19 protein-coding genes are annotated in these 17,599 nt (G+C 67.4%); 8 read left to right on the plus strand and 11 right to left on the minus strand.

Annotation, left to right across the window (positions count from 1 at the left end; all coding sequences use genetic code 11):
• Positions 1-2: 2 nt before the first annotated feature.
• Positions 3-626 (minus strand): GvpL/GvpF family gas vesicle protein, encoded by a 624-nt coding sequence (locus EH209_RS02525; protein WP_126661396.1) that lies wholly within the window; start codon positions 624-626, stop codon positions 3-5.
• A gap of 335 nt (positions 627-961) precedes the next feature.
• Here EH209_RS02525 and gvpA point away from each other — a divergent pair, with 335 nt between their 5' ends.
• From gvpA to EH209_RS02545, 4 genes are all read left to right on the plus strand, one after another.
• Positions 962-1,252, plus strand: coding sequence for a gas vesicle protein GvpA (gene gvpA / locus EH209_RS02530; RefSeq protein ID WP_008894730.1), 291 nt, complete (start codon positions 962-964; stop codon positions 1,250-1,252).
• 6 nt (positions 1,253-1,258) lie between these two features.
• Positions 1,259-2,314 carry a gas vesicle protein GvpN gene (gene gvpN / locus EH209_RS02535; RefSeq protein WP_126661397.1) on the plus strand — a complete coding sequence of 352 codons (1,056 nt, stop codon included), beginning with the start codon at positions 1,259-1,261 and terminating at the stop codon, positions 2,312-2,314.
• Between the two features lie 91 nt (positions 2,315-2,405).
• Positions 2,406-2,969, plus strand: a complete 564-nt coding sequence (gene gvpO / locus EH209_RS24910; protein ID WP_126661398.1) for a gas vesicle protein GvpO, halophile-type — start codon at positions 2,406-2,408, stop codon at positions 2,967-2,969.
• Positions 2,970-3,094: 125 nt separating this feature from the next.
• Positions 3,095-3,433, plus strand: coding sequence for a CHY zinc finger protein (locus EH209_RS02545; RefSeq protein WP_126661399.1), 339 nt, complete (start codon positions 3,095-3,097; stop codon positions 3,431-3,433).
• A gap of 18 nt (positions 3,434-3,451) precedes the next feature.
• Here the strand turns inward: EH209_RS02545 and EH209_RS02550 are convergent, their stop codons facing one another.
• The 5 genes from EH209_RS02550 to EH209_RS02570 form a co-directional block, all read right to left on the minus strand.
• Complete coding sequence (locus tag EH209_RS02550; RefSeq protein ID WP_126661400.1) at positions 3,452-4,177, minus strand: DUF7519 family protein; 726 nt, start codon at positions 4,175-4,177, stop codon at positions 3,452-3,454.
• On the minus strand, positions 4,174-5,433 hold the full coding sequence (locus EH209_RS02555) for a DUF58 domain-containing protein (protein WP_126661401.1): 1,260 nt from the start codon (positions 5,431-5,433) through the stop codon (positions 4,174-4,176). The genes EH209_RS02550 and EH209_RS02555 overlap by 4 nt, the downstream gene beginning before the upstream one ends.
• Positions 5,430-5,993, minus strand: a complete 564-nt coding sequence (locus tag EH209_RS02560) for a DUF7269 family protein (RefSeq protein ID WP_126661402.1) — start codon at positions 5,991-5,993, stop codon at positions 5,430-5,432. The genes EH209_RS02555 and EH209_RS02560 overlap by 4 nt, the downstream gene beginning before the upstream one ends.
• A gap of 32 nt (positions 5,994-6,025) precedes the next feature.
• Entirely contained in the window at positions 6,026-6,757 is a 732-nt protein-coding gene (locus EH209_RS02565) for a DUF4129 domain-containing protein (RefSeq protein WP_249038738.1), read from the minus strand.
• A 512-nt stretch (positions 6,758-7,269) separates the two neighbouring features.
• Complete coding sequence (locus tag EH209_RS02570; RefSeq protein ID WP_126661403.1) at positions 7,270-8,718, minus strand: winged helix-turn-helix transcriptional regulator; 1,449 nt, start codon at positions 8,716-8,718, stop codon at positions 7,270-7,272.
• Between the two features lie 141 nt (positions 8,719-8,859).
• On the opposite strand from EH209_RS02570, the gene mutS reads away from it, so the two are divergent.
• Positions 8,860-11,583 (plus strand): DNA mismatch repair protein MutS, encoded by a 2,724-nt coding sequence (gene mutS, locus EH209_RS02575; RefSeq protein ID WP_126661404.1) that lies wholly within the window; start codon positions 8,860-8,862, stop codon positions 11,581-11,583.
• A gap of 25 nt (positions 11,584-11,608) precedes the next feature.
• Here the strand turns inward: mutS and EH209_RS02580 are convergent, their stop codons facing one another.
• The 3 genes from EH209_RS02580 to EH209_RS02590 form a co-directional block, all read right to left on the minus strand.
• Positions 11,609-12,133, minus strand: a complete 525-nt coding sequence (locus EH209_RS02580) for a GNAT family N-acetyltransferase (RefSeq protein ID WP_126661405.1) — start codon at positions 12,131-12,133, stop codon at positions 11,609-11,611.
• A gap of 123 nt (positions 12,134-12,256) precedes the next feature.
• On the minus strand, positions 12,257-12,724 hold the full coding sequence (locus tag EH209_RS02585; protein WP_126661406.1) for a DoxX family membrane protein: 468 nt from the start codon (positions 12,722-12,724) through the stop codon (positions 12,257-12,259).
• A gap of 95 nt (positions 12,725-12,819) precedes the next feature.
• Positions 12,820-13,506, minus strand: coding sequence for an MBL fold metallo-hydrolase (locus tag EH209_RS02590; protein WP_126661407.1), 687 nt, complete (start codon positions 13,504-13,506; stop codon positions 12,820-12,822).
• A 140-nt stretch (positions 13,507-13,646) separates the two neighbouring features.
• Here EH209_RS02590 and EH209_RS02595 point away from each other — a divergent pair, with 140 nt between their 5' ends.
• Complete coding sequence (locus EH209_RS02595) at positions 13,647-14,642, plus strand: terpene synthase family protein (RefSeq protein ID WP_126661408.1); 996 nt, start codon at positions 13,647-13,649, stop codon at positions 14,640-14,642.
• Between the two features lie 86 nt (positions 14,643-14,728).
• Here EH209_RS02595 and EH209_RS02600 read toward each other — a convergent pair whose 3' ends face one another.
• On the minus strand, positions 14,729-15,934 hold the full coding sequence (locus tag EH209_RS02600; RefSeq protein WP_126661409.1) for a cystathionine gamma-synthase: 1,206 nt from the start codon (positions 15,932-15,934) through the stop codon (positions 14,729-14,731).
• 60 nt (positions 15,935-15,994) lie between these two features.
• The gene (locus tag EH209_RS02605) at positions 15,995-16,684 is read right to left on the minus strand and encodes a helix-turn-helix domain-containing protein (RefSeq protein ID WP_126661410.1); all 690 of its coding nucleotides are present in this window, start codon (positions 16,682-16,684) and stop codon (positions 15,995-15,997) included.
• A 222-nt stretch (positions 16,685-16,906) separates the two neighbouring features.
• On the opposite strand from EH209_RS02605, the gene EH209_RS02610 reads away from it, so the two are divergent.
• Positions 16,907-17,215, plus strand: coding sequence for a 50S ribosomal protein L21e (locus tag EH209_RS02610; RefSeq protein WP_126661411.1), 309 nt, complete (start codon positions 16,907-16,909; stop codon positions 17,213-17,215).
• Positions 17,216-17,221: 6 nt separating this feature from the next.
• Positions 17,222-17,578, plus strand: a complete 357-nt coding sequence (locus EH209_RS02615) for an RNA polymerase Rpb4 family protein (RefSeq protein WP_008894712.1) — start codon at positions 17,222-17,224, stop codon at positions 17,576-17,578.
• The last annotated feature ends 21 nt before the right edge of the window (positions 17,579-17,599 follow it).

Genomic DNA, 17,599 nt, shown 5'->3' on the forward strand with positions numbered 1-17,599 from the left:
GGTTACTGTTGGGCGCCGATCCTAACGTCGACGAAGCTGTACGGTGCGAACGGCCCCGTGTAGCGGAACATGAGGTCGTCGTACTCGTCCTCAAGGTCGGCCACCGCTTGGTCGAAGCGCTCGCGCTCGTCGCGGTTGACGAGATAGGAGCGGTTGAGCACGAGTCGGTCGCTGAACAGGTCGTTGGGAACCGACTGCGCGGCGATCGACTCGAGTTCGTCGGCGACGGCTTCTTCGATCGCGTCGGTATCGACCTCGGCGTCCTCCTCGCGGACGATCTTGAGGCCGAGTTCTTCCCGGCCCTCGATGTCGTTGATCGCGCGCCGGAACGCCGGCCTGGCGCCGCGGAGCACGTTCTTCAGCGCCCGATCGTTCTCGAAGGCCATGCCGAACTGCATCGGGACGATCGTCCGACCGCCGTCGCGCTCCATGATCTCCCGGAGGACGTCGTCGTGTCGCTGAGCGTCCTCGTCGGTCTCCTCGGGATCGGTCGTGTCGATGTCGGAGACGACAGCGTTGAGCCGCCGGTGGGAAACCGTGTAGACGCGGTCGGCACCGCCGACGGCGTCGGTCTCGAACTCGACGGGGTCGTCGTTCATCACGCCGTAGACGTACCGGTGGGTCATCGGTCGATCACCCCGGCGTCGAACGGCGGCGCTACTCGTGCCCGCGAGCACGGGCGCGATTCGTCAACGGCCTCGAGACGGAGCGATCGGGATATCATGGGAACGGGGTCGACTACCCGAGAGGGAACCGCCGAACCGGCGTTCGGCGGTACTCACCTGCGGGTACTCGAGGAACTCGTCATGCAAGATTCACCGCCCCGAAGGGTCACCGTGGTGCTTGCAATGGCAGCCCCCGGCGGCGGGCCGAACTGGTTCGGGACGGCCGCGGTCCGGCACCGGCGGCTTGCAGACGCAGTCCCAGTCGTGTTACGAACCGGGGGTGTACCTGCGTCCGTATGGCAGCATCATCAGGTCGGAGACCCGACTCCTCGAGCCTCGCAGAGGTACTGGACCGCATCCTCGACAAGGGCGTCGTCATCGACGTCTGGGCGCGGATCTCGGTTGTCGGGATCGAGCTACTGACGATCGAGGCCCGCGTCGTCGTCGCGAGCGTCGACACCTTCCTGCACTACGCGGAGGAGATCGCAAAAATTGAGCAAGCGACGGCGGAGGGCGACCTCGAGGAGCTAGAGGAGCTCGAGGTCGAACCGCGTCCGGAATCGTCACCCGAATCCGCCACTCAATAACACTCCATGGCCGACGATTCGTCGCGCAAGCGCAAGGTCAGAGGTCGAAAGATCAGGAGCGACCGCTCCCGGAAGGAGAGTCGACAGGCGAAGAAGAAACTCGCCCGGAAGTCGTCGAACGGGACGTCGTCATCGAGCGCCCAGAGCGGGGACGGCCCCCTCTCAGCGCCCGAAGCCGTCGCTCCCGACCCGTTCATCGAGACCGACGCCGTCGCCTCGCTGCGAAGCCGGATCACCGGCTGGCTCGAGGCGGAGAAGCCGGTCCACCTGATCGGTCCGACGGGCTGCGGGAAAACGGCGCTTGCGCTGTCGGCCGCCGCTGAACGCGGTCGGCCGGTCGTCTGGATCAACGGCGACGAGTCCGTCGACACCGCCGCGCTCGTCGGCGCGAACGCCGGCGGCGAACGGTACAAGGAGACCGATCAGTTCGTCGGCGGCGTCAGCAAGAAGACCGAAGTCGTCCGGGAGCGCTGGGTCGACAACCCGCTCTCGGTGGCCGTCCGGGAGGGCGCGACGCTCGTCTACAACGAGTTCTCGCGCAGCGATCCCTCGGCGCACAACGTCTTACTCTCGGTGTTCGAGGAAGGAGTCCTCGAGCGACCGGGCAAGCGCGGCGAGGACCGGACGATCGACGTCCACCCCGAGTTCCGGGCGATTTTCACCTCGAACGACGTCGAGTACGCGGGCGTCCACCGCCAGCAGGACGCGCTGCTCGACCGCTTCGTCGGCGTCCACATCGACTACTACGACGAGGAGACCGAGCGCGAGATCGTCAAGTCCCACGTCGACCTCTCCGATGAGGACATCGCGGCGATCGTCGCGAAGACGCGGACGCTGCGCGACGAACTCGACCTCGTCGTCGGCACGCGGGCGGCGATCACCGCCGCGAAGGGGCTCGCCGTCTTCGACGGCCAGCGAAACGGTGACGGCGACGGCGAACCCGACGAGTTCGACGACGAGTTACTGACCGACGTCTTCATGGACGTCCTCGCGCCGAAGATCGCCGGCGAGGGTCCCGAGGACGTCTCGCAGCTCCGGACGCAGATCGCCGAGTCCGTCTGACTCGGCACCCGTCTCCGCGGGAGAACGACGGTACGCAGAGCACAGTGATCCAGACACGGACGAATACACGCGACAGGTTCAGCACACGCCAATGGCCGAAGCCGATAGCGAGCATTCAGCGGAGCAAGCGCAGGATCAGTGTCGGGCGCTGACCGAGGACGGCGAGCGCTGTTCGCGGCCGGCCCAGGAGGACGGCTTCTGCTATCAGCACGACGAGGGTGATCCAACAGTGAGTGACAGTCAAGCAGTCGAAGACGAACAGGACGAAGCGGCACAGGACGACGAACGGCAGTCTCAGGCCCAGAGTCAGGAACTGGGCGCGGTCGACATGACCGACGAGGAGAAGACTGACCCCGAGGACGTAGACGCCGACGTCGACACCGACCACGACGAGATCGCGGGCGTCCTCGCGGTTCGCCGGACCGTCCAGTCGACCGCGGGCGAACTCATCGGCCGAGAGTTCGACGCCGTCAGCGAGATCTCGCCGACCGACGACGGCTGGCGCGCGGTCGTCGAAGTCGTCGAACGCCGAGCCGTCCCCGACACGCAGGACATCGTCGGTCGCTACGAGATCGAACTCGACGAGAGCGCGAACGTCCACGGCTACCGTCGTCTCGACCGCTACCGGCGCGGCGACACGACGTCGTTCGAGTAGCGGATCACCGCGTCGAAGCCGTCCGACGCTGGCCCGGTTCGCCGGGAACCGAGAGCTGCTGCTGTCGCAAACCCGTTAGCCGAAACCTCGAAGTCCCGTGCGCCCGTCGGTTCGACCGACGATCCGTGTCTGAACCTCCCGTTCGCGGCGTCGACGTCGATTCCGAGACCCGATGTGCCCACTACCGCACCGATCGCGACGTCGTCGCCTTCAAATTCGCCTGTTGCGAGCGCTACTATCCGTGCTATCGCTGCCACGCCGAGACGACAGACCACGACGCCGTCCCGTGGCCCCGCGATCGGTTCGACGAGCCCTCGGTACTGTGTGGCGTCTGCGAGACCGAACTCGCGGTTCCCGCGTATCTCGAGGCCGACTATCGGTGTCCGTCCTGCGATGCGCCGTTCAATCCCGGCTGTAGCGCACACGCAGATCGGTACTTCGAGGCGAACGACGCCGTCGAGTAAGCCGGACGCGTTCCAGAGCTAGTCGGCGTCTACCGACTGCGGGACGTGAGTGAGCGCGAGCAGACAGAACACGCTCGAGACCAACAGGAACGCCAGTCCGATGATCGAGGGCCCGGTAATCGGAACGCGAGCGGCGGCGAGCGTAAGTGCGATCGCCACCGCCGCGACGACGACGCTCGCCGCGAGTCCCGTCAGCTCGACGGCGACGGTTTCGGCGGTGTCGCCGACTCGGTTACCCAGCGCGATCGCCCGCTCCGACGCGTCCCACGAGAGGAACACTAGAGTGACGGCGACCGTTGACCGCCATAGCGACGGCGTTCCGACGACGGTCGTCGCCGTCACGCCGACGAAGACGAGCGCGATGCCGACGGTCGAGAGCGGTCGAGCGACCCGCACGGAGACGGGAAACACGCCGAGGGTCACCGAGAGCGCTCCGAGTCCGCACGCGAGGAGCGGCAGCAGCGTCGGCAACGGCGGAGCGAGAACGACGGCGCCGAGAAGGCCCCCACCGGCGATCAGGAGACCGACCGCGGTAGCCGATCTCCCCGCGAGTCGGTGACCGCGTCGACGGAACCACATCCCGACGGCATAGAGCGTCAGTCCCGCCGTTTCCATGAGCAGCGGCGCGATCCGGATCGCTCCCGTCGAACCGATGAGGCACGCGCCGAAAATCGCGACGAGCGTAACGCCGGCGCTCACGGTCGTCGGAAACGGGTCCGTCGGATCGCCCGGGAGAACGGTCATCGGGTCACCTCGTTTCGTATCGCCGCCTCGAGCGGCGTCGCCGGGTCCCAGTCGACGACCGACGCGCTCGCTCGCCGAAGGGCGTCGATACGGTTGTCTCGCCGGATCCGCGCGAGGTCCGTCCCGAGTGATTCCGCCGCCGTCACGTCGGGAGAGAGAACGGTAACCGGGTGTCCGTCCGCCCGGAGCGAGCGAGCGATCTCGAGCGGCCCGTCGTCGAGCAGCGGCGAGCAGAGGACGACGCCGGTGCCCCGGTCGATCCGCGTTCGAAGCGTGCGGGTCCCTCCGTCGACGGAATCGTCGCTGTTCCGTTCGTCGGGCGGTTCGAGCGGAAGGACGTCCTCGTCCTCGAGTGTCCGTCGCAGCGTCGCCGCGTGGCGGGAACCGGTGTTCGGAGTGACCCAGTGGAACTCGGTGCCGAAGACCGCGAGCCCGATCGGTCCGTCCGACTCGGAGATGGCCTCGAGCAGTTCGCGCGCCGCGGCGCGTTCGTAGAGGACGGCGTGCGGTTCGCCGCGGCCGGTCGAGCGGTAGCAACGGTTCCGAGCGTCGAGACAGAGGACGGTCGCCTGAGAGCGGTTCTCGCGAAAGCTAACGGTCGTCAGTTCGCCGTCCCGAGCGTACCGGTTCCAGTCGATACTGGCGGGCGAATCGCCCGGTCGGTAGGAGCGGACCGTCGAAAACTCGATGCCGCTTTCGCCGTCGGTCGTGGCGGTCGCGCCCGCGTGTCGGTGCGCTATTCGACCGAGCGAAACCGTTCGGACCGGGGAGCGACAGGCGAGTTCCGTCTCTTCCTCGACGGTCGTCTCGACTTCGATACTGCGGCTCGCGTCCTCGAGGACGGCGCTCGCCGGCCCGAAGCGGTGAACCCCGTGTTTCGCCGTGACCGTGTACGAGAACGTCGTCTCGTCGCCAGGACCGAGCGCTGCCGCATGCCGTGCCGACCCGTTCCGAACCGAGAGCATCGGCGGGACGCCGTCGGCGAGACAGACGTTGGGGAGCGTCCGATCGCCCGCGTTTCGGAGGGTAACCGTGACCTCGACCGGATCACCGTGCGACGGATCAGAATCGGTCAGCGATCGCTCGAACTCCAGCGTCGGAGTCGGGGCCGACGTGACGTGCGAATAGGTCGCGAAGACGACGCCGGGAATCGAGACGAGCAGGAGCATCGGCTCCGCCAGCAGAACACCCGTTCCGCTCGTGAGCATGGCGGCGGCCAGCGAGAGGTTCCAGCGGGTCGTTCGTCGTGTCGTCATCGCCGCTCCTCCTCGGCCTCCGCCTCCGCAGCGAGCACTCGGATCGCTCGCGCCGTCCGCCGAGCCCGTCGCGGAACGGAGACGTAATCCACGAGCGATCGGAACCGGGACGATGCCGAACCGTCTTCGACGCGGACGAACGCCGCGGCGACCGGATCGTCCGTCCACGTCCCCCGCTCGAGTCGCTCGCGGGCGGCCGCCGTAGAGCAGTCGGTCGTTCGGACGATCGTTCGAATCGCCACCTCCCGGAATCGAGAGTGAACGCGTCGGTGTCGAGTCGACGGGCGCAATACCAGCCACCGGCGGTCCAACAGGCGGTCGATCTCGGACCCGGGTGTCGGCGTCGGCGGGGGCGACTCGGGTGTCCGGCCGTCCGACCCCGTGCGCTCGGCGTCGTCGAATGCAACGAACGGACCGAGGAGGCTCGCGATCGTAACCACCACCGTGAAAAACGCGACCGGCAGCAGTTCGCCGTCCCACGGCCAACGGAGCCAGTCCTCGATTCCGGGTACGGTCAAGACGACCGCTGCGGCGCAGACCGACACCGCGCCGATCGTCACCAGGGACCTCCGAGCGACCGATATCGGTTCCGTCACTCGGTATCACCCCCTCCTTCGAGCCGTTCGAGTTCGCGGATCGCGTCCCGGCGACGCTCGAGCGGTTCGGTCGCGTCCCCGTATCGGGTTTCCCTGTACAGCTCCGTTATCGTCGTTACCGCCTCCTCGTCGTATCCCGCGTCGATGGCGGCCTCGGCCCACTCTTCGGGCGTTCGAGAGCGAGGACGCTCTACGTCGAGCCGATCAGTCATCGAAACCCACGCCTCGGCCACGTCGTTTCTGGGCTCGGCGGGCGGCCAGCTCTGGTCCGTCGCGGTCGACCGCGACGTCCGGTTCGACGACCGTCGGGCGCCCAGACGAAAGACGAGCGATCCGGATGCCGACGTCGGGAGCCGACGGCGAACGTGCAGGACGATCGTCGCGATCACACCGATACCGAGAAGCGGAAGGGCGACCGAACGGAGCACGCTGAGGGCCACAATGAGTGCGTCCGCCCAGGAGCCGGCCCCGGTTGCAAGAGCGGCGGGATCGGCTTCGATGCCGAACAGCGAAAGCAACGCGTCGACGAGCAGTATCAGGACGGCCATCAGGGAGAGACCGGACCCTCCGGTCCCGTCCGCGGGAGCGTCGTACGGGGACGGTATCGGTGTCGACTCGAGGACCGCCGCCGTACCGCCGAGCGTGAGAATCGACAGGAGGGCGGTCGCGATCAGGACGGTCCCGTTTCGGCGCACCGCCGCACGAACCGTATTCATCCGTCCAGACATACCGTACATACCGTGCGGTCCGCTTCGAGGGCGTCTCGATCGCGCGTCGAGCCGTCACGGTGTCGATATCGGCCGACCATAGTTCACTCGAGCGTCGGTACCTCCGAGCGCGCGGGCGGTTCCGTGTCGAGTTCGTCTTCTGTCTCTCCGAATCGGAACCCGATACTGACTCCGGCGTTTCGGTCGGTGACTCCAATGAAGGCTCGTAGCGAACCGCCGGCAGGAATCCGACGACAGATATCCATGATGATATTAGCAATAGTCGAGTTAAATCCTTTTTGAGTCTCCGGTAAGGAAGCTGCCACCCATCGGCGGGACTGCGTCCGTATCGAACTCGAGGGGAACAGCGAGGGCACCGACGCGGTTCTCGCAGTAGCGAAGGGATCGAGAACGACGGGCCGGCTGGCGACGCCGGTCTATCGAGGACAGTGGTCGTACGAAATACACCGTCTGAAGTCGAGAGGGGCGTGAATGAGACTGACCATCGACGGTGCTACCCCCTCCCCCCTCCGTTAGTCGTCTGCGGGCACCGAGGCCGATGGTTCGACCGCTTCGTCCTCGAGCGGCGGCTCTGTCTCGCTCAGCGCCGCCTCGACCGCCGGAGCGAGTTCGTTGACGACCGACCGACCCTCTTTCTCCCGAACGACCAGTCCGTCCTCCTCGAGCGCCGAAAGGTGGTGGGAGACCGTGCTCGGATCGCGCTCGAGTTCGGCGGCGAGGCGACCGTTCGGCGCCGAACCGAGGTCCGCGAGCGTCTCGAGCACCGCCCGCTTGGCGGGCTCCGCGAGGGCAGCGTGGAGTTCGGCGTCCTCGGCGGTCGGCCCGCCGTCGCCAGGCGCGACCGCGGCCTCGTCCGCGAGGAAGTACCGGCGCTTGCCGTTGACCTTGGTCGCGGCGACCAGCCCCTCCTCCTCGAGGATGCGGACGTGGTGGCGGACCGTCGAGAGCGCGACGCCGCTCTCCTCGCTGACCTGCGAGAGGTAGCAGCCGGGGTCAGCCGCGATGGTCTCGTAGATCGTCCGCCGGCGGTCGTTCTCGAGGGGGTCCGAATCGTCGTAGCGACTGTAGCCGAGGATCGAGAGGAGTTTCACCGGGAGCAGCGAACCAAGACGGCGGAGGTGCCGAAGGACGGAGGACTGGCCGAGCCAGTTCGCCGCGAGGCCGGTCGCGCCGCCTGCAGCGCCAGCGGATCCCGCGCCAGCGCCGGCCGAACCGGCAGCGGCACCCGCGCCGGCACCGGTGCTGGCTGCCCCACCGGCGGCGCCGGCACTCCCCGCTGCAGCCCCCGCGGCGGTGATCGTCCCGAGCAGGCCGACGAGGACGGCGTCGGCCGTCGTCGAGGTACCGTCCGGAACCGGGGAGCCGCCGGTCCTGTCGTCAGCACCGCCCCCGCTCGCAGCGTTATCTTCGTCGTCATCCGCGCCGTCGCTCGAGTCGGTCGACGCGGACGCCGACACCTCGAGGTCGACGGACCCTGTTCCGTTCGATCCGTCGAGTTCGGCGTCGCCGTCGAGCGCGCCGCTCGAGTTCTCGAGCAACCCGTCGGCCGTCTCGGTCGTCCCGTTAGCGACGGTGTCGACCGCGTCCCTCGTCTCGTCAGTCGTGTTCGTCGCTGTCCCGGTCCCGTTCTCGAGGATATCTTTTGGTTCGTCGGCGGAGTCGTCGCTCTCGTCGGTTGCGTTCCAAGTCCCGTCCGTCCCGGAATCCCGTTCGGCAGTCGCCCCGTCGTCCTCGTCGACGGTCTCGTTCGTCGCGTTCCCGTCGCCGACGTTCTCGAGGTCGTCGCTGGCGTTTTCCAACTCGTCGGTTTCGTCGACGGACCCGGCGAGCGAGTCGTCGGTCCCCAGCGACGCGGCGCCGCCGGTCGCGGCGGCGACGATTCCGACCGTTCCGGCGCCGCAGACGAGGAGAGTGACGAGACAGACGAGGGCGCGACTCGCGGTCGACGAACGGGTGGTCATGCTATTCGTGTGGGGTTGTGCGGTCGAGCGTAATACACCTTTTCCGTTTCCTGACAGTCTTGTGACTAGACCTGTCCCGAAATCGGACCGTTCGGCGCCGATCCAGCAAGCTATTTCCGCGTCCGACGGCGGTATTCGGGTATGGATCCGGCGCTTGGCCCTCCGGAACAGATGGCCGAGAAGCGCGACGAGCTGACGCCCATGATGGCGCAGTACCACGACCTCTGTGCCCGCTACGACGACGCCATCGTGCTCTTTCAGGTGGGGGACTTCTACGAGACCTTCTGCGGCGCCGCCGAGCGCACCGCTCGCCTGCTCGAGATCGCCCTGACGAGCCGCGAGGACTCCACCGGCGAGTACCCGATGGCCGGCATTCCGATCGACAACGCCGAATCGTATATCGAGGAGCTGCTCGAGGCCGGCTATCGCGTCGCCGTCGCGGACCAGGTCGAAGAGCCCGGCGAGACCTCCGGCGTGGTCGAGCGGGCGGTCACCCGCGTGATCACGCCCGGGACGCTCACCGAGGACGAACTGCTCTCGAGTGACGATAACAACTTCGTCGCGGCCATCGCTCGCGAGGGCGAGCGGCTCGGGCTCGGCCTGCTCGACGTCTCGACGGGCGACTTCTACGCGACGAGCGCGACCGCCCCCGAGTCGATCGCCGACGAGGTGAGCCGATTCGACCCCTCGGAGGCCGTTGTCGGCCCCGACGCGCCCGCCGACCCAGTCCCCGACGACTGCATGGTGACGCCGTTCGACGCCCGCGCCTTCGACCGCGAACGGGCCGCCGACAAGCTCGCGGCGTACTTTCGCAACCCCGACGCCCTGCTCGCGGCGGACGCCGAGATACGGGCCTGCGGCGCCTTGCTCGCGTACGCCGAGTACGTCCGCGGCGGCGAACACGAGGGCGAACGCGGCGACGTCGACGACGAGGAGCGCGTCGAGGCGGTCTTCGAGGGCGACGCCGAGCAACGCCTCGAGTACATCACCCAACTCACCCGCTACGATCCCCGCGAGTACCTGCTGTTAGACGCCGTCGCCCTGCGCAGCCTCGAGCTGTTCGAGCCGCGGACCGTCCACGGCCGGGACGACGCCACGCTCGTCGGTGTGCTCGACGAGACCGCCAGCGCGCTCGGGGGTCGTAAGCTCAGGGACTGGATCCGTCGGCCGCTGCTCGAGCCCGCGCGGATCGAGGCCCGCCACGATGCGGTCGCCGAGCTGAAATCGGCCGTGCGGACCCGCGAGCGCCTCTACGACCGACTGCGGGAGGTCTACGACTTAGAGCGGCTGATCGGGCGCATCTCCCGCGAGCGAGCCAACGCCCGGGACCTGCGCTCGCTGCGCGATACGCTCGCGGTCGTCCCCGAGATCAGGGAGCAGTTGGCCGACGCGGACTGCGAACGCCTGCGGAGCCTCCGCGAGAACCTCGATCCGCTGGCGGACGTCCGCGAGTTGATCGAGGACGCCGTCGTCGCGGAGCCGCCGATCGAAATCACCGAGGGCGGGATCATCGCGGAGGGGTACGACGACGACCTCGACGACCTCCGGGGGACCGCTCGAGACGGCAAGCAGTGGATCGACGACTTAGAGGAGCGCGAACGCGAGCGGACGGGCATCGATTCGCTGAAGGTCGGCCACAACTCGGTCCACGGCTATTACATCGAGGTGACGAACCCGAACCTCGATTCTGTCCCCGAGAACTACCAGCGCCGGCAGACGCTGAAGAACTCCGAGCGGTTCGTCACGCCGAAGCTCAAGGAACGCGAGGACGAGATCGTCGGCGCCCAGCAGCGAGCCGACGAGCGCGAGTACGAACTGTTCTGCGAGGTCCGCAGCGAAATCGCCGCCGAGGTCGAACGCGTGCAGGGACTGGCAGAGGCGATCGCGTCCCTCGACGCGCTCGTCTCGCTCGCGACCGTCGCGGCCCAGTACGACTACTGTCGCCCCGAGATGCTCGAGCGCGACGGCCGGGACGGCCTCGAGATCGGCGTCGAAGGGGGCCGGCATCCGGTCGTCGAGCGCACCCAGGAGTCGTTCGTCCCCAACGACGCCCGGCTGACGAACGACCGGCGGCTGGCCGTGATCACGGGCCCCAACATGTCGGGGAAGTCGACGTACATGCGCCAGGTCGCCCAGATCGTCCTGCTCGCGCAGGTCGGGAGCTTCGTCCCGGCCCGCGCGGCCAGGCTGACGCCCGTCGATCGGATCTTCACCCGCGTCGGCGCCAGCGACGACATCGCGGGCGGGCGCTCGACGTTCATGGTCGAGATGGACGAACTCGCGACTATTCTGCGCGAGGCCGACGAGCGCTCGCTGGTCCTCTTAGACGAGGTCGGCCGGGGCACCTCGACCGCCGACGGGATGGCCATCGCGCAGGCGATCACCGAACACCTCCACGACCGGGTCGGCGCGACGACGCTGTTCGCGACCCACCACCACCCGCTGACCGAACTCGCCGACGAGCTCGCGGCCGCGTTCACGCTCCACTTCGAGGTCGACGAGGACGACGGCGAGGTCGTCTTCCACCACGAGATCGCCCCCGGCGCGGCGACGGGCTCCTACGGCGTCGAGGTGGCGACGGCCGCGGGCGTCCCCGAGACCGTGGTCGAACGCTCGCGGGAACTGGTCTCGGAGGCGGCCGGTGACGATGTCGACGACGGTGAATCGATCGAAGAGCGTGAAGACGCGATCGACGGGGACGCCTCGGCCGAACCGACCGCCGACGCGGCTGCTGCGGCCACTGCAGACGGAGGCGACATTCCCACCGACGTCGCCGCCGAACTCCGGGCGCTAGACCTCGCGCACCTCACGCCCGTCGAGGCGCTGACGGAACTGGATCGACTGAAGCAACTGCTCGAGGAGTGACGAACGAGCCGTCGAGGAGCCGCCGTTACTCGCCGTCGAGGAGCGGTTTCCGATAGAATACCAGTTCGAACGGCTCGCCGAACCCCTCGATCCGCTCGCACGCCGCTTCCTCGTACCCCAGCGTCTCGTAAAGTCCGCGGGCGGCGGTCTGTGTCGGCCTCGTGTCGAGGACGATCTGCGTCGCCCCCCGCTCGCGAGCGCGTCGTTCGAGTTCCGTCGCGATTCGCCGACCGTAGCCGCGGCGCTGATAGTCCGGATCGACGCGCATACGGGTTAGTTCAACCGTCGACCCCGGGAGGTCGGGGAGTACCTGTGCGACGAAGTCCGTCCCGTCGACCGGCCGGAACGCGCCCATGGCGACGATTCGCCCCTTGCGCTCGCCGACGAGGAACTCGCCGCCGCTCTCGAGGTACGTCTCGGTGACGGTCTCGAGATCCTCGTCCGGAACGTCCGCGACGTAGGCCCCGACGTCTCGCATGGCCGTTTCGTGTAGCTCCCGGATCCGATCGGTGTCCGCCGGTTCGAATCGGCGAACGCGGAGGGCGGACATCTATCGCTCCCGCCGCGACGGACGGAACGTACGACCGACGATGCGGCTCATGGAGTATCGTCACCTCCCCAACGCGAAAAGGTTGTATACACGAGGTGTGCCGCGTATGCCGCGGGCGACGGACTACGTCTCTCGCTGGCCGACCTCGAGGAACGCGAGGGCCGCGCCCAGCAGCGCGGTGTTCTTCAGGAAGTGGGTTAGCTCCTGTTGTTGCTGTTGGGGGTCGTCCTCGTTCCAGAAGTCGTGCATGATCGGTGTCGTCCCGATCAGGAAGCTGGCGATCGCCGCGGCGCCGGCCGCCGGGGCCCGCCAGAGGGCGACGCTGATGCCGCCAAGCAGGAGGCTCCCGCTGACCGAGGGCACCGTTACGCCGGGCAGCGGCGCGTCCTTGGCGTCGGCGTAGTCGATCCGCCCCTCGAGTTGCCGGAGGTTGTCGACGGCCGTGAACGCGAGGACGCCGCCGAAGAGGACCCGCCCGAGGCGGAACAGCGGCCGCGCGGTTACGTCCGAGTCCGCAGCCGATTCGGCGTCGCCGCTCGGCTGGCCGACTGCGCTGTCGCTCTGTTCTTCGGATTGGGAGAGGATGCTCATTGCCGGTTTGAAACGCAGTCGCAAGCGGGTTAGGTACATTCGTAGCAACTGCAGGCGTCCGTCCCGCCCATCTCCGTCTGACCGCACGCGTTTCGTCAGTCCTCGAGTCCGCGCTCGGAGAGTTCTCGGATCCGTTCGCTCCCGCTGTCGACGTAGCCGCCGTGGTAGCAGACCACGTGCTCGATTTCGCGGTCGGCCAGTTTTCCAACTGATTCGAGGGCGCGATCCGTGTCAGGGGTGAAGTCGGGGTTCGGTCCCGACAGCGAGCCGTCGTCCGCGACGAGGGCATCGCCGGCGATCAACAGGCCGTCCTCCGGGAAGTGCAGGGAAACGTGTCCGGGCGCGTGGCCCGGCGTCTCGAGGACCTCCATCGGGCCGGCGAGGGTGGGAATTCGGACGCCGCCGGTGAGTTCCAGATCGACGTCGACGGGGGGATAACGATCGCCGTCGCCCTTGATCGGATCGCGCTCGCCGGCGATATACGGCGCCTCCTCGCGGTGGGTCGCGACGACCGCGTCGACGACCTCGAGCAACTTGTCGAGTCCGCCCGCGTGATCGGCGTCGTGGTGGGTGAGAACGACGAGCCAGATGTCCTCGAGAGCGTAGCCGAGCGACCGGAGGTGCGTTCGAAGGCCCTCGAGCGCGCCCTCCGGGCCGGCGTCGATCAGGACCGGTCCGCGCTCGGTCTCGACCAGCGTCGGGGTGAGCGTGATCGTTCGACTACCGTACTCGACCGTGATCGGGAGCGTATGGACGCCCACCTCGCGTTCGTCTGCAGGCATACTCGAGTCGTTCGCTCCCAGCACGAAAGGACTGTCCGTCCGGTTTCCTCGCGTCGCTCGCCGTGGGGCGCCAACAGCATATTACAATTTAAACAATTAGCAAAAAACATTTTTAGTTTCAGTTATCTTTTGAGTGAACGATGGTAGCCGAGTCGCAGTTCCCCAGCCTCGAGGACGAGATTGATCCGTTTGCGAACGCACCGACGCGGACGCTCTCGGAAACGGTTCGGCCGCTGGCCGACGCCTACGACGACCGGATCGGCGATCGGGACCGATCCACGTGGCGGTGGTTCGACGCGGTCGAACCCGAGTTTCGCCTGTCGTGTGTCGACGACGAGCGCGGGCGGCGCGTTCGCGACGCGAAGGTGCTCGCCACGATGTTCATCACCGTCATCGACGACGTCGCCGAGCGACACGGCGACCGGGCGACCCTCGAGGAACTGCTGCTCGTCCCGTTCGACTCGCGGCCTGCCGATCCGACGCGCGACGGCGTCGACGGCGCGTACGTTCGATTCCAGCAGGAGCTCTGGGACGCGCTGCTGTCGCAGTTCAGAGAGAGCCCGCGGGCCGAGGAGTTCGAGCCGCTGTTCCGGTTCGACGTGCGGCAGGCGCTCCAGTCGGTCGACTACTCGGCGCTGCTGGCCCGGTATCCCGGCCTCGCCGGTGAGCGCGAACTCCGAACCTACGACGTCTACAACATGATGCTCTTCCCGTTCGCCGACATCGATCTCGCTAACGCGTCCGAGTTCGAGCGACGCGACCTCTCGGCCGTTCGGGACGTCGTCGCCCGCGGCCAGCGGATGGCGCGAATCGGAAACTGGATCGCCTCCTGGGAGCGCGAACTCGCCGAGGGCGACTACAGTTCCGGCGTCGTGGTCCGCGCCCTCGAGTCTGGCGTCGTGTCGATCGACGAACTCCGTGCGCTCCAGCAGCAGCCGTCCGCAGCGGCGGTCGGTGCGATCGCCAACCGGATCCGCGACGCCGGCATCGAAGCCGCGTTCGTCGATCGCTGGCGCTGCGAGTACGAGCGGGGCGCCGACTACTGCGGCGAGATCGCGTCCGTCGACGTTCGGGCGTACCTCGACGGGTTCGTCCCGATTTTCCGCTCGCAACTCGCCCGTCGGGGCGGGGCCTGACGGCTCGCGCGAGCGCGGCACCCGGCAGCGTGACGCCTCGTCTGGCGTGTCTGGCACCCGGTACGCGCCCGGCAGCGCTCGGGCGGCTACTCGAGCGCCGTCTCGATCGCGCTCTCGAGGTCACCGATCAGGTCGTCGACGTGCTCGATCCCCACCGAGACACGGATCAGGCTGTCCGAGAGCCCGGCCTCGAGCCGTTCCTCGCGCGGAATGGCGGCATGGGTCATCGGCGCGGGCTGTTCGATCAGGCTCTCGACGCCGCCGAGGCTCTCCGCGAGGGTGAAGACCTCGGTGTTCGAGACGACCTCGCTGGCCTCCTCTAAGCTCGCGTCGAGTTCGAAGCTCAGCATGCCGCCGAAGTCGTCCATCTGCTCGGCGGCGATCTCGTGGCCCGGGTGGGACTCGAGGCCGGGGTAGTAGACGCGGTCAACGTCGGGGTGGTCGTCGAGCCACTCGGCGATTGCGCGGGCGTTCTCGCAGTGGCGGTCCATGCGGACGGGGAGGGTCTTGGTGCCCCGGAGGACAAGGAAGGACTCGAAGGGGCCCGGCGTCGCGCCGACGGAGTTCTGGTAGAAGCCCAGTCGCTCGTCGAGGTCGGTGTCGTTGGTCAGCAAGGCGCCGCCGACGACGTCCGAGTGGCCGCCCAGATACTTCGTCAGGGAGTGGGAGACGATATCCGCGCCCAGATCGAGGGGGCGCTGGAGGTACGGCGTCGCGAAGGTGTTGTCGATCGCACACAGCGCGTCGTTGTCGTGGGCGATGTCGGCCGCGCCCGCGATATCGACGATCGACATAAGCGGGTTGGTCGGCGTCTCGAGCCAGAGCAGCGCCGTTTCCTCGCGGAACGCCGCCTCGATCTCATCGAGGTCGGTCATATCGACGAACGAGAACTCGATATTGTACTCCTCGTAGACCTGCGTGAAGATGCGGTGGGTGCCGCCGTAGACGTCGTTGCCGGTGACGACGTGATCGCCGGCCTCGAGGAGGTTGAGCACGGTGTTGATCGAGGCCATCCCGCTGGCGAACGCGCGGCCGTAGTCGGCGTTCTCGAGGCTCGCGAGGTTTTCCTCTAGGTCCGTCCGAGTCGGGTTTCCGGTCCGGGAGTACTCGTAGCCGCGGTGATCGCCCGGCGCGTCCTGTTTGTAGGTGGAGTTCGCGAGGATCGGCGTCATCAGCGCGCCCGTTTCGGGATCGGGCTCCTGTCCGGCGTGGATCGAGCGGGTTTCGATTCGGCGCGGCTCCTGCTCGCCGCGTTCGTCGACGCCGTCACTGTCGCTGTCGGAATCGTCCATACCGGCCCAACGACCTCGAGCCGGGTGACTCTTGCTCCTTCGGGCCGGCCGGAAACCGCCTCACTGGAGCTGTCGTCGCTTCGGCGACTCCGTGACCGAGGCCGAGACGACGTGATCGACGAGTTTCGCCTCGATCTTCCGGAGGTGTTCGCCGACCGTCCCGCCTGCGATGCCGACCTCGCGGCCGATCTCCTCGTAGGTCGTCTCCCGGGGCGAGCCGTAGTAGCCGAGTTCAATCGCCGTCTCGAACAGCCGGCGCTGTTTCGGCGTGAGCGACGCGAGGAAGACGTTCTCCTCAGGTTCGAACGGCTGCTTCGTCTCGAGGGTGAGATCGACGGTGTCGGGCACGACCGACCGCGCCCGCTGGAACGACTCCTCGGTCGCGAACAGCGACACCTTGAGATCGCCCCCGCGGACGTACGTCAGTGGCGGGTCGAGGAACACCTGAAAGTCCCGCGTCACCCGCAGGAGTTCGCTGACGGTCTCGTTCGGAACGAACCGCGAACAGACAAAGATTCGGTCGCCGTACTCCTCGATCCAGTAGCCGAGCGAGCCGAGCTCCTCGTCGACGAGCGCCTCGACGCGTTCGAACTCCCCCGCGAGTTCGTAGACCATCACCCCGAGCCCGTCGGGGCGGAGACGGATCCGGTGGATCGCCACGCGGTCGACCCCTTCGCGGCGATCGATCCGCTTTTCGAACGGATGAAACCACCCTCCCTGCGGCGAGAGCCGAAGTTCGTACTGACGCATCAATGCGTAGGAATACCACAGGACCGCTTCAATAAACACCCCCTACGCTCCCAGTTCGCGGGAACCGGCCGACCCACCGCGCTCTCTCCGGCGATCAGCCCGCGGCGCCGTCCGGTTTCGCCCTCATTACCGCCCGACGGCGGGCCGATCGGCTCGTCGCCGCCGCGGCCGTACGAATACGTGCGTTTTATAACGCCGACCGGACAACACCGTCGTACGACTATGCCGAACTCTAATGGCCCTCGTCAGGGATCCCGTAGAAAACTCTCGAACGAACCTCGAAACCGTGGCACCTCGTCGCCACAGCGCGCGATTCAGGAGTACGAGGAGGGCGAGAAGGTCCACCTCAAGATCGACCCGAGCGTCCCCAACGGCCGCTTCCACCCGCGCTTCGACGGACAGACCGGCGAAGTCATCGGCAAACAGGGCGACGCCTTCAAGGTCCAGATCAGCGACCGCGGCAAGGAGAAGACGCTGATCGTCACCGCCGCGCACATGCGCGCCCAGAACCAAGAGAAGACCCGGATCTGAGCGAGCATGACGATCTTCAAGGAGATCGTCGACGAGGAGTTCCTCACGGTCTCGGAAACGAAGGAGCTGCTCGCCGACATCGAAGCCGAACGGGCGTTAGACGAGGACCGGGAGCTGCCGTACGAGCTCGCACGCGCAGTCGAGCACGTCAACCGGTTTACCGTCCTCGAGCCCGCCGAGGCACAGGACCTCGTCGACCAGCTCCAGGAGGTAGAGAAGGTCGATGAACCGACGGCGTACAAGATCGCCAACCTCCTGCCGCGCAACCGCGATGAACTCCGCTCGGTGTACGCACAGCAACGGTACTCGCTGTCGGGTGACGAACTCGACGAGATCCTCAACGTCGTCGCCCAGTACGCCTGACCGCGGGCCGACTCTTTAAGT

Source organism: Haloterrigena salifodinae (assembly GCF_003977755.1).
GTDB classification, from domain to species: domain Archaea; phylum Halobacteriota; class Halobacteria; order Halobacteriales; family Natrialbaceae; genus Haloterrigena; species Haloterrigena salifodinae.

Excerpts from the sequence above, each read along its gene's own strand:
- EH209_RS02585 (WP_126661406.1), bottom strand. The coding sequence starts at position 12,724 with ATGAGCATCCTCTCCCAATCCGAAGAACAGAGCGACAGCGCAGTCGGC.
- gvpA (WP_008894730.1), top strand. The coding sequence starts at position 962 with ATGGCAGCATCATCAGGTCGGAGACCCGACTCCTCGAGCCTCGCAGAG.
- mutS (WP_126661404.1), top strand. The coding sequence starts at position 8,860 with ATGGATCCGGCGCTTGGCCCTCCGGAACAGATGGCCGAGAAGCGCGAC.
- EH209_RS02605 (WP_126661410.1), bottom strand. The coding sequence starts at position 16,684 with ATGCGTCAGTACGAACTTCGGCTCTCGCCGCAGGGAGGGTGGTTTCAT.
- EH209_RS02550 (WP_126661400.1), bottom strand. The coding sequence starts at position 4,177 with ATGACCGTTCTCCCGGGCGATCCGACGGACCCGTTTCCGACGACCGTG.
- EH209_RS02595 (WP_126661408.1), top strand. The coding sequence starts at position 13,647 with ATGGTAGCCGAGTCGCAGTTCCCCAGCCTCGAGGACGAGATTGATCCG.
- EH209_RS02600 (WP_126661409.1), bottom strand. The coding sequence starts at position 15,934 with ATGGACGATTCCGACAGCGACAGTGACGGCGTCGACGAACGCGGCGAG.
- gvpO (WP_126661398.1), top strand. The coding sequence starts at position 2,406 with ATGGCCGAAGCCGATAGCGAGCATTCAGCGGAGCAAGCGCAGGATCAG.
- EH209_RS02590 (WP_126661407.1), bottom strand. The coding sequence starts at position 13,506 with ATGCCTGCAGACGAACGCGAGGTGGGCGTCCATACGCTCCCGATCACG.
- EH209_RS02555 (WP_126661401.1), bottom strand. The coding sequence starts at position 5,433 with ATGACGACACGACGAACGACCCGCTGGAACCTCTCGCTGGCCGCCGCC.
- gvpN (WP_126661397.1), top strand. The coding sequence starts at position 1,259 with ATGGCCGACGATTCGTCGCGCAAGCGCAAGGTCAGAGGTCGAAAGATC.
- EH209_RS02525 (WP_126661396.1), bottom strand. The coding sequence starts at position 626 with ATGACCCACCGGTACGTCTACGGCGTGATGAACGACGACCCCGTCGAG.
- EH209_RS02580 (WP_126661405.1), bottom strand. The coding sequence starts at position 12,133 with ATGTCCGCCCTCCGCGTTCGCCGATTCGAACCGGCGGACACCGATCGG.
- EH209_RS02570 (WP_126661403.1), bottom strand. The coding sequence starts at position 8,718 with ATGACCACCCGTTCGTCGACCGCGAGTCGCGCCCTCGTCTGTCTCGTC.
- EH209_RS02610 (WP_126661411.1), top strand. The coding sequence starts at position 16,907 with ATGCCGAACTCTAATGGCCCTCGTCAGGGATCCCGTAGAAAACTCTCG.
- EH209_RS02615 (WP_008894712.1), top strand. The coding sequence starts at position 17,222 with ATGACGATCTTCAAGGAGATCGTCGACGAGGAGTTCCTCACGGTCTCG.
- EH209_RS02565 (WP_249038738.1), bottom strand. The coding sequence starts at position 6,757 with ATGTCTGGACGGATGAATACGGTTCGTGCGGCGGTGCGCCGAAACGGG.